We start from the raw sequence: 12,831 nt of genomic DNA, 5'->3' as shown, positions 1-12,831 counted from the left end.
GGGAGACTTGGAGAATGATCACTGTTGGCTCTGCTGCAATGTCTGGGAGTTGATCCGGGCACTCGTGGTAGGGGCAGTGGCCGCAGCCCCGAGGAGCACGCCGGTGATGAGGAACGGGATGGAGGCCGATGGGCTCACCCAGAAGATGTCCAGTTGGGCCTGGACGAGGCGGATCGCGACCACCGCCAATGCCAGAGTGCCGTAGGACCTAGGCAGACGCGAGAGAGCGAGCAATGCGAGGCCGACCATCGCAAGGAAACCGATCAGACCCACTAGTCCGGCGGTTGCGAGCACTTCCAGGAAAACGTTGGGGGGTTGGAAATAGCCCGGTGCGTCAGGCTGCGTCCAATATCGCAAACCATGTCCCGTCAAGGGTCGCTCGAGCCAGAGCACGATCGACTCCTGATACCACTCGATGCGCTGGAACCACGAGTTGTGCTCGTTGCCCTCAGCGATCTGGTCGCGCGCGAGCGTGGCTACGAGCCAGATCATGGGAGCCACCACCACGAGCGCCAGGATCGAGCGGCGACGATCCTGATGCTGTCGCAGCGAGATGACGAGCAGACCCACCGCCAGGCCAAGCAGCGCCTGACGGGATTGGGACATCGCGATCGCCGCGAGCAGCATCCAGAAGGATCCGCTCGCGAAACTCGTGCGCAACTGAAGCCAGCGCGGACGGCTATAGCAAATGATGGCCGCCGTCAGGAGGACGGTCCCGATGAAGTTCTTGTGCATCGGCCAGGGAAAGCGAGGGTAGACAGGGGAGAAATCGCCTCGTGCGTACTGCAGGACGGCCTGCACAATCGTGGCAGCGGCTAGGAACACGCAGACGCCGAGGAAGAGTTTCAGCCCCAGCTCGGCATAACCAGCCCGTCCGACCGCCCAGCCCACGATGAGGGCTCCCGACACCAGCAGCCAGGCGTGGAACCACTCGACGTAGTTGGCGACGAAGGGGTTGGCGATGAGCGTGAACAGCGTGGTCGCCTGATAGATGGCGTTGCCCCACAGGATTTGGCGCAGCTCAGGACTGAAGGGGCGCTTCCCGAGAATGACCGCGGGCCAGAACGCCAAGCCGAGCATCCAGTCAGAGATCGTCATCTCGACTGGCCCCGCCCCGAAGCGGGCCACCACGACGATGACGGGCATGGCCAGCAGCGGCAGGGCGACCGGCTGAGTCAGGGCAACGACGGCGACGAGCATGACGACGACGCCACCGACCACGAGCAAGGGCTGCTGCGGCACGGCATAGCCGACCGTCACCGCCAGGCCCACGGCGCCGACCACGAGCAGAGCGATCGCCAGCGGGCGCATCCACTCGCGCACCATGGCACTCATGGTCGCACCGCCCGGGGATAGCGGGAAGCCTCGATGCGGCGCGGGCCCTGCCGGAGCAGCTCGGCCCGTGCCCTGGCGCTCTCTCGACGACCCTCGGGGAGTACGCGCGAGCGGGCGGTGGCCCCCGCCCACTGACCGGCCCGCGCCAGCTGCCAGCCGACCTCGCCGTGGTGCTTGCGCAGGTAGCGCTCCTGGCCGGCGTGGAAGTGCGTCTCGCGCCGGGTCGAGTCGGTGCTGGTCGCCGCGCCCACGTGGGTCGCAGTCACCTCCGGGACCAGTCGGTGCCGCCAGCCCAGGCGGGCCGCCCGCCGCGCCCAGTCGGTCTCCTCGGCATAGAGGAAGAAGTCGTCGTCGAAGGGACCGACCTGCTCCAGCGCCTCGGCCCGCAGGAGCAGGACCGACCCGATGACGTAGTCCTCTTGCCGATCGTTGATCCTCCCGAGGCCGATTGCCTCGACCCACGAGCGCATCGGCCCCGGGAAAGGCCAGGCGACGCGGGCCAGGCCCTCGCCGTCCACCTGGACCGGTGCGACGCTCGCAAGGTCGCGCTCGGCGCGCATCGCTCGTTGCAGCTCACGCACCCCGACCACGTCGATCGAGGCGTCAGGGTTGAGCAACAGCACGTCGCGGCCCGGGTGCTGCCGGTGGGTCAGCCCGTGGTTGACCCCCGCAGCGAAGCCGCCGTTCCACCCCGTGTCGAGGTAGCGCACCCCCAGCTCGTCGCACACGGCGCGCACGGCCGTCGATGAAGAGTTGTCGACCACCGTGATCGGGAGCGACGTGAGCGGCGCCAGGGCACTGCGCAGCAGCTCCTCCGAGTGATAGGCGACGACGATCACCTCAGGATCGCCGTCGCTAGCCGTTTCTACTGATCTCGTGATACGCGCGTAGATCTCGTCATAGCGCCGGGCGACCGCGGACCACGAGCACTCCTCGGCGCGCGCCAGTCCGGCCTCGCGCAGCCGTGCTGCGAGCGCGTCGTCGCTCCCGACGCGCACCAGCGCCACCGCGAGCGCCGACGCGTCATTCTCGGCCACCACGATGCCTGCGTCACCCACCACCTCGGGCAGCGCGCCGCTGTCGCTCACAACGACCGGCACGCCGGCGGCCATGGCCTCGACGACGACCCTGCCGAACTGCTCGACCCACCCCGGCGTCGTTAAAGACGGGACGGCCAGGGCGTCCAGATCGTGCAGCAGCGCGGGTAGCTCCTCGGGCGTTGCCGAGCCGTGGAAGGTCACCCGGTCGAGCAGCTCGGGATCGGCGGCGACCCGGTGCCGCAGCTCGGGCTCCTGCGGCCCGGCGCCGATGAGCGTCGCCTCTAGCCGCGGCTCCGCCGCGACTGCGTCGAGGAGCACGGTGACGCCCTTGTGCTCGGCCAGCCGACCGACATACCCCACCCGGACACGCTCGCCCACCCGACGCCCGGGCCTCTCCACTCCCGGCGCGAAGGCCTCGACGTCGACGCCGAGCGGCACGACGTCGGCCACCCCGGGGAAGCCCTTGCGCTGCACGATGCGCCCCGCCTCCTCGTTGCAGACGACGACGGCGGAGGCGTGGGTCAGGGCCCATCGCTCGAGCCACCGGAAGGGGATGGGGTAGCGCTTGGCGATGTTCTGGGCGGAGTAGAGCACGTAGGGCACCCGACTGCGGCGCAGCGCCCGGAGCGCGAGGATCTCAGCCGTCGCGAGGGCGAAGGGCTCCTCATGGATGTCGAGCACGTCCCACCGCTCGCCGAGGGCGCGCCAGATCGGGCGAGGGTCGTAGAGGAACAGCGCGGGGTGCCGACCGGCGGTGTCGACCGCGGTCACCGGCTCGCCCGGGTCCGCGACCAGGGCGACGTCGGAGCCGCCCTCGTTCCACCGGCGCGACGACAGCAGGTGGACCTCGTGACCGAGTCTCCGCAGGTGACGCTCACGCGACCGCCACGCGGACACGACTCCGCTGTGGAAGACCCGGAGCACACGCATACCCGGCATGGTATCGGCGGCACAGCCTGTCACCTGCCGCTGCACCGTGAGAGATCGCGCCGGACGTCGGCCGAGAACCCGGTAGACTCCTTCTCCACAACGCAGCAGTGGGGAGCCCAGACCCGTGACCATCCAAGACTTCTTCGCCGCGATCCGTCAGCGCTGGCGGATCATCGTGGCGACCCTGCTGCTCGTGCTCTCCGTCACCGCGCTGATCACCTGGCAGACGCCGAAGGTCTACGGCTCCAGCACCCGCGTCTACCTCCTCGCCTCGCAGGAGTCCTCCACGGGCAACCTCTACAACATGCCTGCTGCGGAGAAGGAGACGCTGGTCCAGGTCGCCTCCTCCCCGGTCGTCGTCGACGGGGTGCGCGAGCAGCTGGGGTATGACGGGTCCGTCCCCATCACCATCTCCGCCAGCGTCGCGGGAGACACCACGCTGCTCGACGTCTCCGCGACGAGCGACACCCCGCAGCGCGCGGCCGACATCGCGACCGCGGTGCCGCAGGTGCTCGCCTCCGTCGCCCGCAACTTCGCGCCGAGCCTGGCCCAGAGCGGTCAGGCGGTCGAGGCCCAGGTCATCTCACCGGCCAGCACCTCCAGCCTCCCGGTCGAGCCCGACCTGGTGACGAACCTCCTCATGGCGGTCCTCGCGGGGCTGTTGCTGGGCGTCATCTTCGCGCTGATCCGGCACAACCTCGACACCCGGGTGCGGGCGGGCCGCGACCTCGCCGGCCTCTCCGAGCGCCCGGTGCTCGCGGCGATCCCGGTCTCCAGCAGCGGCTCGGGGCACGACATCTATGTCGAGTCCGACCCCTTCGGCGTCCAGGCCGAGGCGGTGCGCACGCTGCGCACCAACATGCTCTTCGTCGACGTCACGACCGGTGGGCACTCCTTCATGATCACCTCGAGCCTGCCCGGCGAGGGCAAGACCACGACCGCGGTCAACCTCGGCCTGGCGATGGCCGACTCCGGGCTCAAGGTGCTGCTCATCGATGCCGACCTGCGCCACCCGAGCGTCGCCGGAGCCCTGGGCCTGGAAGGCTCGGTGGGCCTGACCACGATCCTGCTCGGCGCCGCCGAGCCCGACGACGTGATCCAGAAGTGGGCCGGCACCAACCTGCACGTGCTCGCCTCCGGCGACATCCCGCCCAACCCGAGCGAACTGCTCGGCTCCAAGGCGATGCGCAGCTTCTTCGACCGGGTCTCTCAGGACTTCGACTTCGTGCTCGTCGATACCCCGCCCGTGCTGCCGGTCGCCGACCCGCTGGTCGTCAGCAAGCTCGTCGGCGGCACGATCATGGCCGTCGCCGCAGGCAGCACCCGCAAGCGCCACCTGGCCGAGGCGCTGCGGATCCTCGGCACCGCGGACGTCGAGATCGGTGGCTTCGTGCTCACCAAGACTCCGGCGCAGCCCAACAGCTACTACAGCTACTACTACGGCAGCAAGCAGAACGACGAGCCCCACAAGCCCCGGTCCAACCGGCGCCGCAGCGAGAGCCGCACCCGCCGCAAGCGCGACCGCCAGGCCAAGAAGCGGCTGCCCAACGCCCAGGAAGCCGCCGAGCGACGCGCCGCCCGCGACGCGACGCGGGAGTCCAGCACCGACCTGGAGCACGCCACCCGCAGGCGCGACTGAGCTCACCCCGCAGCACACGGCATACCTGGGCCTGGTCCGAGCCCTCGAGCGCGCAGGTCAGCAACTCCCCCTGGGCCCTGGCCGCCCTCGACTTTGGGCCCCCGGGCCCATGCAAGCGCCTCATAGGCTGCTGAGGAAAGCCTGAGACAGCCACACCCGGGGGAAGAGCATGCCGACCACGCCAGTGCCCGCGCGCCGCGAGCGCGGCAACGCCTCGATCGAGCACCTCGGCTACTGGATCGTCGCCGTCATCCTGCTGGCAGCCCTCATCGCCGGGGGCACCGCGATGCGGGCGCAGATCGGCGGCTACGTCGACCAGGCGTTCTGCACCATGCGCACCCTGAGCCCCGGCTGCGACAGCGGTTCGAGCACCGCGGCCACCGGCGGCGCCGACGCCGAGGGCAGCTGGGTCAAGGCCGGCGACCCCGCCGCGATCGACTTCACCCCTGACGAGTGCCTCGTCGGCAACTCCAGCGACCGGCGCGAGGGTGGCGCCAAGATCGCGTTCTTCACCGCCGAGGGAGGCCGGACCGTCGAGGTCGTCGAGATGAGGGGGGCCGACGGCAAGCCCTTCTATCTGGTCAAGGTCAACTGGGACCTCGAGGGCGGCCTCACGACCGGCACCGGCGCGGGGGCGGCCAGCGGCAAGAAGGACCTCGGCAGCGGCGTCGAGCTCGGGGCGAGGCTCGACCTGTCGGGCACGATCGGCTACGGCGAGGGCACGACCTTCAAGCTCACCGGCAGCGAGGACGAGGCCATGGCCCTGGCCGGCGAGCTGATGGATCACGGCGTGGACGGCGCCGACGGTCTCGACCCGTATGCCGAGTCCACCTCGATCACGGGGAAGGGCTCGGCCCAGGGCAAGGGCGGCCTCACCGGCGGCTACGGCCGGGAGACGGAGAACGGCTCTCCCCGGGAGGGGACGGTCACCGCCATCGAGGCGTCCCTGCGCGGTGAGGTCTCCCACGGCTGGGAGGCGACCTACAACCACCAGACGCAGACGACCACCTACGTCACGTCCTACGCCGGCTCGATCACCGGCGAGTTCAACACCGAGATGGGCGGCACCCAGGGGTCCCGCGGCTGGGGCTCCACGGTGGCGATCACCCGCGACGCCAACAACCAGATCATCAAGGTCGAGGTGGCCCAGATCGACGAGTACGAAGCGGGTGGGGCCTTCACCGCCGATCACTCCGAGAGCAACCCGGTCAGCAAGAACGGCGGCGGCGCCAACCTCGACGTCGACGTCGACGGCACCGACAAGGTCATCACGACCTACGAGCTCGCCGTCAACGACAGCAACCGCGCCGTCGTCGAGGAGTGGCTGAGCGAGCAGGCGAGCGTCGGTGACGACTACCTCCCGACGACGCCCTTCGAGACCGCCGGATGGGACCCGTCGGTCGGCTCCGACGTGGCCATCCAGCAGCTGCTGCACGACCAGGGGGTCGGGCAGCAGGTGATCATCCGCGACGGTCGGACGCGCGAGGAGCTGGGCTTCGAGATCAAGTTCGGCCTGACCTTCGGGGGCCACGTCGCCGCGACCCAGACCAACGGCGAGGTGCTCTCCAACAAGTCGCTCACCGCGCCCGACGGCTCCGCCAGCCGGACGTGGGAGGACAACCCGGACTGCCCGGTCTGATCAGCTCCCGTCGCGCTCGACGCGCCAACCGGGCCCGGCACGTTGGGCCCTGATTGGGCCCCGCGACCCATGCACCCCAGACCTAGGCTGGCGATGAGACGACAGCCGCACGGTGCGAAGGCACTGCATACCCGGGGGGACACCATGACGCCGACGAGCGTGAGCCGCGAGCGAGGCGCAGCCTCGACCGAGCACCTGGGTGTCATCGTCGTGGTCGTCCTCGTCATCGCCGGCCTGCTCGGCGGGGCTATGGTCTTCAGCCAGCAGGTCAACGCCTACGTCGCCGCGGGGATCTGCCGCGTCGGGTCGGCGGTCGGGGGTGACGGCGCCGGCGAGTGCGCGCCCGACCTGCCGCCCGAGCTGTTGCCGCCCACCTTGGTGCCCACCACGTGCACCGTCGGCACCTCCAGCGAGCGCAAGGAGGGCGACATCTCGATCGCCATCGTCGACGCGGGCATCGGGCGGACGGTGCAGACCCAGCACGTGCAGTCCGAGGACGGCGACTACTACCTCGTGACCGTCAACAACGACGGCGAGGCCGGGCTCGGCACCGGCGCCGGGGGCGGGCTGAAGAGCGGCAAGAAGGACATGGAGGGCGGCGTCTCCGCCGGCTTCCAGGTGGACCTCTCCGGCAAGGGCCGCTACGTCGACGGGACGACCTACCGGGTCGAGACGGCCGAGGAGGCCGAGGCCCTCGCGCAGGAGCTCTACGACCACGGCAACGACGGCGCCGACGGTGCGGACCCGTATACCGAATCCACGACCTGGGAGGGCGAGGGCACGCTCAGCGGGGACATGGGGCTGACCGGGTCCTACAGCCGGGAGAACCGCAACGGCGAGCAGCGCGACGGCGAGGTCACCGCCGCCTCGGCCTCCGGGTCGATGCAGGCGAGCCACAGCTGGGAGTCGACCTACAACCACCAGACCGGCCACACGACCTACGTCACGACGTGGAACGGCGAGCTGAGCGGGGAGATGGGGACGATGATGGGCGGAGTCGACGGTATGAAGGGCTGGGGCTCGGCGGTGGCCATCACCCGGGACGAGAACAACGCGATCGTGGGAGTGCAGATCGTGCAGATCTCCGAGGGCGAGGCCAACGGCAACGTCGGCGTCGACCAGTCCGAGAACCACGGCGCACCGCCGGCGGAGGGGCAGCCGGACGACCGCAACTCGGCCGGCGGCAACGTCGGCTTCTCCGCCGGCGACACCGACAAGACCGTCACGACGATCGACCTCCCGGTCCACGACGGCAACCGCGAGACGGTGGAGGGCTGGCTGAGCGGGGAGACGTCCTGGGGCGACGACTGGATGCCTTTCACCCCCCTCGGCACCCACGGCTGGGACCCCCTCGTCGAGTCCTCCGACCCGATGCAGCAGCTGCTGCACGAGGAGGCCATGGTCACCCGGGTCACCACCCGCGACTCCCGCACGGTGGAGGAGATCGGGGCCAACATCAAATGGGGCCTGAAGTTCGGGGCCAGCTACACCCACACCCAGACCGACGGAGAGGTGGTCGCAGCCGAGTATGCTGGACCGCCGTCCGGGGGACAACGACCATGGGAGGCGATGGACGCATGCTTCTGAAGAGGATCCTCACCGCAGGCGCAGCGCTGCTGCTCGTCTCGGCCTGCTCGAGCGCCGAGGAGGTGGCGCCGGCCGACACCCCCACGCAGGAGGAGTCGACCGCCACCGAGGACGCGGCCGAGGAGACCACCGACGACACCGCGCAGCAGACCGACGACACCGCCGCGACGACCCAGGACCAGGAGGCCGCCATGGAGCCCACGGCACGTGGGGAGATCGGTCGGCTCAAGGTGGACGTGCCCGAGGGCTGGGAGGAGTGGATGGCCGACGACCCGATCTTCCCCCTGCGCTACAGCGAGGGAGACGGTGATGACGCGCCGACCCTGTCCCTGTCCGGCTACTTCGGCGACTACGGCACCGCCAGGGTGGGGCTGAGCACGCTCATCGGCGACATCCAGGTCGGCACGCCCGGCTTCTCCGTCGAGAGCACCACCGACATCGAGGTGCCCGGGGCGACCTCCGCCGTGCGCCTCGACTTCGTCTACGGCACCGAGGAGACCAACGGCGTCTTCGAGGGTATGTGGATCGTCGCCTCCGACGACGAGACCGACACCTCCGTGGCGGTCGCCCTGTCGGCTGCCGAGCTCGACGACGACGTGCGCAGCCAGGTGCAGGACACCATGACCATGCTGGAGCCGGCCACCGGCGCGAACGGGTGAGCCGGCACCAGTCGGGGAGCCGTCGCCGGCGCGGGCTGGACTGACCGGGAGTGGAGTGGTTCCTGCCGGTGCTCGGCGTGGTGGGCGCGGGCTATCTCTTCTTCCTCCTGGTGGTGGTTCCGCGGGGCGTCCGGCGCTACCGCGACTCGCTGGACGACTACGTGCGCACGACCGGCACCTGCCGGCAGGTGATCCGGGCGCGCACCGGGCAGGTCTACGAGGTCGTCGAGTTCACCGACGCGGCGGGCGAGCGGATCGTGGGGCGGCCGGCGCGGCCGAGCCGGACCGTGACCGACCGGGAAGGTGAGCAGGTCACGGTGCGCTACCGTCCCGACGATCCCCGCCAGTTCGTCTCCGAACCGTTCGACTGAGGGTCCCGTCTGTGGAGTTCTTCCCCTATCTCATCCTCATCCCGCTGCTGATCCCTCTGGTGATCGGAGTGGTCAAGCTCGTGCGCGTGATCCGGTGGCGGCAGCGCCCGCGCACGACCGGGGTGGTCGTGGACACCCACGACGTGGCGCCGACGGGCGACCAGGTCAACAGCAGCACCCACGAGATCATCGAATACACGACGCCGGACGGGCGCAGCGTCGTGGCCGAGCCGTTCCACCGCCACAGCGGGGTCCGCTCGCGGGTCGGCACCGAGGTCGAGGTCTACTACGACCCGGCCGATCCGCAGCGGATCTTCGCGCCCAACACGATCATCACCGAGGCGGGGCTGATCTATGTCGTCATTGGCCTGCCGCTGGCCGCCTTCTCCCTCTTTGGCCTGACGCAGGTCGTCGGCGGCTGACCAGGCCCGGCGGTGCGGCTGGTCCCACGGACCGGCGGCCGGGGCGGCGCGGTCGGCACCGGCGGCTACCATGACCGGGTGAGGGGTTCCGTGGCCTGCAAAGGCGTCGTGGCGATGGCCGCCGTGACGGCGGTGCTGTGGCCCCTCGGCGTGACACCCCAGCCGGCGTTCGCCGTGACGGTGCCGGTCGCCGACGTCTTCGTCATCGACGTGCCGCTCGACGAGGGGAGCGCGGTCGCGCGCTTCGAGGGGGCCATCCACGGGGCATACCGGGTCGACGGCGGCACCGTCGTCTACTGGTCGCTGCGGGAGGCGCAGGGCAGCACGGTGGGGCTGAGCACCGCGCTGGAGTATGAGGATCTCGACCTCGTCGGTGGCGTCCTCGCCGACCCGGGTGAGCTCGACGTGCTGCTGCCGCTCAAGGACGAGGCCGGGGTGTGCCTGTGCACCGAGGCGGCGACGCTGCCCGGTGACCTGGACGACACCCGCTTCCAGACGATGTACACCACCTTTCCCGCGCTGCCCGACGGCACCACGACGATCGACATCGACGTCGACGGCCGCGGCACCATCGTCGCCGGGGTGCCGGTCGACGGCGCGCTGCCCGGCGGACCGCAGGTCGACGCCACCGCGACGCTCATGGGCTACGGCTGGCCCGCCGCGCCGCGCGAGGACGTGATCGAGGCCGCGACCGGCGCTGACCCGCAGGATCTCGTCGGCCGCAGCACCGGCCAGGACGGGTCGGTCACCACCGAGGGGACCGGGGAGGACCGGCTGGTCCGCTTCGACGCCGACGTGCTCTTCGCCTTCGATCGCGCCGACCTCGACGGGCCGGCCGAGGAGGTGCTGGACGACGCCGTGGCCGCGCTCGTCGAGGCCGGCGCGACCCGGGTGGAGATCATCGGCCACACCGACGGCCAGGGCACCGCCGCCGCCAACCAGGACCTGTCCGTGCGGCGGGCCCAGACGGTCGCGGACGTGCTCGAGGGGCAGCTGGACGGCGACGTCGAGGTGACCGTGGAGGGGCGCGGCTGGGACGAGCCGATCGCCACCAACGACACCGAGGAAGGCCGCGCCAAGAACCGCCGGGTGACCATCAGCTACTCCTCCGAGGACGAGCGGTGAGGGTGGGGCGCCCGGTGAGGGCGCGGCGTGCGGTGAGCGGGCGGCATACCTCGGGGGTGGCGGTGGCCGCGGGGCTGGCGCTGGCGCTGAGCGGGTGCAACCTGTCGCCGGAGGCCCCCGTGGTGGCGCCCGTCGGACCGACCGCGGAGGCGACCGCACTGCCGCAGGAGAGCTCCGACGCGGCGGCCCAGGCCGAGGCCGACTACGCCGAGGCGGCGGAGCGGATCGAGGAGCTGCTCGCCGAGAGCGAACGCGAGCCGATCGACACCGTGCGGGGGACCGTGGCGGGCACTGACGACGAGTTCGACGTGCAGATCCTCGCGCTGCGGCGGACCGAGCTCTCTCTCGTGCTGCACCTGCAGCTGCTGCCCGTCGGCGACGAGCCGCTCGACCTGAGCGCGGTGGATGGCGGGCTCAGCGGCGAGCTCGGCGAGGGCAACCGCACCATCGCCGACATCTCGCTGCTCGACGAGCGCTCGGACGACACGCTGCTGCCCACGGTCTATAGGCCCGACGTCGGCGAGGAGGACCCGGCGCAGCGGTGCATGTGCGGCACGTTGCCGCAGGTCGTGCCCCCCGAGGGCGTGCGGCTGACGGCGCACTACGTCCGCGCCGAGGAGGGCTTCGAGTCCGTCATCGTGGCAATCCCCGGCGCCGAGCAGAGCGCCCCCATCGGCAACCGCTGACGCTCAGCCCGCGAGCCCAGCCCAGCCCAGCCCAGCCCAGCACCATCCTCCCGGCCGGCCCGCCATCCCCGCACCGGACGCGCGTTAGTCACGCACCGGACGCGCGGTAGTCACGCACCCGGACGCGCATGTGACCAACGCGCGTCCGGTGCGGGACTGACGCTTGCTCGATGCGTGACGAACGCTTGCTCTGTGCGTGACCGACGCAGGTCCTGTGCAGAACTGGGGGGCTCGCTCAGGCGATGGTGAGGATGGCGCCGGGGGTGATGCCCCAGGTGGCCATCGAGCCCTGCTCGGCCTCGACCACGGCGCGACCGGCGAGGCGGGGGCGGGTCAGGCCGGTCCAGCGCGGCAGGGTCGCGACGTGCAGCACCCGGCCCTCACCGTCGAGCACCGCGACGTCGATCGGGTAGCGCATGCCCATCATGTGCACGCTCGTCGTGCCCTCCAGCCACAGCGCCCCGTCCACACCCGTCGTGCCCAGCAGCCCCCGGCCCTTCTCGCGGTGGGTCCGCGCCACCCGCACCGGGGCCACCGGTCGGCCGTCGACGACGAGCACGTCCGCCCCGGCCGGCATCCGCCCGGCGCTCACGGCCACACCACCGTGAGCACGGAGCCCCGCGAGGCCCAGGCGGCGCCCCACCCCGCCCTCACGGGGCCACCGCCAGCGTCGCGAGGGCGCCGATGATGAGGAACGGCCCCAGCGGGATGAAGTCCTTGCGGGTCATCCGCCGGGCCAGCACCAGCCCGAAGCCCCACACCGCCCCGAGGAAGACCCCGGCCAGCAGCCCCCAGAGCACGCTGCTCCACGAGACCCAGCCGAGCGCCATACCGAGGATCCCGGCGAGCTTGACGTCCCCCAGGCCCATGCCGCCGTTGCCGACGAGCGCCAGGACCAGGAAGACCACCAGACCGACCACCGCCCCCAGCAGCGCCCGGCCCAGGTCGCCCCACGCGCCCTCCACCCACGCCACCAGGGCGAGCGCCCCCGCGAGCGCCGGGTAGAGCGGCTTGGTGATCCGGTCCGGCAGCCGGTGCACGTCCTGGTCGATCACCGCGAGCGCCCACATCGGCAGGCACAAGGCCACGAGCACCACCAGGGTCGCCGGACGCTCCACCCAGCGCACCGCCAGCCCGGCGACCAGCAGCGCGGCGACGGGATAGAGCCAGGTATGCTGCGGCTCCCGTCGGCCCTGCTCGTCGTCGTAGCGGTAGTCGCGTCCCGAGGCCCACCGGATCACCCCGTAGGCCATGAGCAGGCCCACCGCGGCACCGGGCAGCGCCCACACCCACGGGTCCATCGCACCTCCTGAGTCATCCGCCCCGCGAGCAACATACCCCCCGCCGACCTGGGCCCCAGGGCCCAGGGCCAGACCCACGGACCGGGCCCAGGAGCGC

The 12,831-nt window shown here is 71.1% G+C and carries 12 protein-coding genes; 8 read left to right on the top strand and 4 right to left on the bottom strand.

The window, feature by feature from the left end; all coding sequences use genetic code 11:
- Positions 1 to 18: 18 nt before the first annotated feature.
- Both AC5PYY_RS05085 and AC5PYY_RS05080 read right to left on the bottom strand, forming a co-directional pair.
- Positions 19 to 1,326: an O-antigen ligase family protein gene (locus AC5PYY_RS05085; protein ID WP_493898710.1), complete on the bottom strand. Its 1,308-nt coding sequence runs from the start codon at positions 1,324 to 1,326 to the stop codon at positions 19 to 21.
- A gap of 5 nt (positions 1,327 to 1,331) precedes the next feature.
- A complete protein-coding gene (locus tag AC5PYY_RS05080) occupies positions 1,332 to 3,305 on the bottom strand; it encodes a glycosyltransferase (RefSeq protein WP_493898709.1) in 1,974 nt (657 codons plus the stop codon).
- 124 nt (positions 3,306 to 3,429) lie between these two features.
- Here AC5PYY_RS05080 and AC5PYY_RS05075 point away from each other — a divergent pair, with 124 nt between their 5' ends.
- From AC5PYY_RS05075 to AC5PYY_RS05040, 8 genes are all read left to right on the top strand, one after another.
- Positions 3,430 to 4,944, top strand: coding sequence for a tyrosine-protein kinase domain-containing protein (locus tag AC5PYY_RS05075; RefSeq protein ID WP_493898708.1), 1,515 nt, complete (start codon positions 3,430 to 3,432; stop codon positions 4,942 to 4,944).
- A gap of 169 nt (positions 4,945 to 5,113) precedes the next feature.
- Positions 5,114 to 6,583, top strand: a complete 1,470-nt coding sequence (locus AC5PYY_RS05070; protein WP_493898707.1) for a hypothetical protein — start codon at positions 5,114 to 5,116, stop codon at positions 6,581 to 6,583.
- Positions 6,584 to 6,676: 93 nt separating this feature from the next.
- A complete protein-coding gene (locus tag AC5PYY_RS05065) occupies positions 6,677 to 8,170 on the top strand; it encodes a hypothetical protein (RefSeq protein ID WP_493898706.1) in 1,494 nt (497 codons plus the stop codon).
- A complete protein-coding gene (locus tag AC5PYY_RS05060) occupies positions 8,161 to 8,829 on the top strand; it encodes a hypothetical protein (RefSeq protein WP_493898705.1) in 669 nt (222 codons plus the stop codon). The genes AC5PYY_RS05065 and AC5PYY_RS05060 overlap by 10 nt, the downstream gene beginning before the upstream one ends.
- A 50-nt stretch (positions 8,830 to 8,879) precedes the next feature.
- Positions 8,880 to 9,200 carry a DUF3592 domain-containing protein gene (locus AC5PYY_RS05055; RefSeq protein WP_493898704.1) on the top strand — a complete coding sequence of 107 codons (321 nt, stop codon included), beginning with the start codon at positions 8,880 to 8,882 and terminating at the stop codon, positions 9,198 to 9,200.
- 11 nt (positions 9,201 to 9,211) lie between these two features.
- Positions 9,212 to 9,622 (top strand): DUF3592 domain-containing protein, encoded by a 411-nt coding sequence (locus tag AC5PYY_RS05050; protein WP_493898703.1) that lies wholly within the window; start codon positions 9,212 to 9,214, stop codon positions 9,620 to 9,622.
- A 78-nt stretch (positions 9,623 to 9,700) separates the two neighbouring features.
- Entirely contained in the window at positions 9,701 to 10,747 is a 1,047-nt protein-coding gene (locus AC5PYY_RS05045) for an OmpA family protein (protein WP_493898702.1), read from the top strand.
- 14 nt (positions 10,748 to 10,761) lie between these two features.
- A complete protein-coding gene (locus tag AC5PYY_RS05040) occupies positions 10,762 to 11,433 on the top strand; it encodes a hypothetical protein (RefSeq protein ID WP_493898701.1) in 672 nt (223 codons plus the stop codon).
- Between the two features lie 235 nt (positions 11,434 to 11,668).
- On the opposite strand, the gene AC5PYY_RS05035 is transcribed toward AC5PYY_RS05040, so the two are convergent.
- Together AC5PYY_RS05035 and AC5PYY_RS05030 are read right to left on the bottom strand one after the other, a co-directional pair.
- Entirely contained in the window at positions 11,669 to 12,031 is a 363-nt protein-coding gene (locus AC5PYY_RS05035; RefSeq protein WP_493898700.1) for a DUF192 domain-containing protein, read from the bottom strand.
- Positions 12,032 to 12,083: 52 nt separating this feature from the next.
- Positions 12,084 to 12,734, bottom strand: coding sequence for a prepilin peptidase (locus AC5PYY_RS05030; protein ID WP_493898699.1), 651 nt, complete (start codon positions 12,732 to 12,734; stop codon positions 12,084 to 12,086).
- Positions 12,735 to 12,831 lie beyond the last annotated feature (97 nt).

It is taken from the genome of Serinicoccus sp. JS2-9, assembly GCF_059025165.1.
The sequence above is the reverse complement of the archived record's forward strand: the minus strand, read 5'-3'. Positions and strand labels throughout refer to the sequence as shown.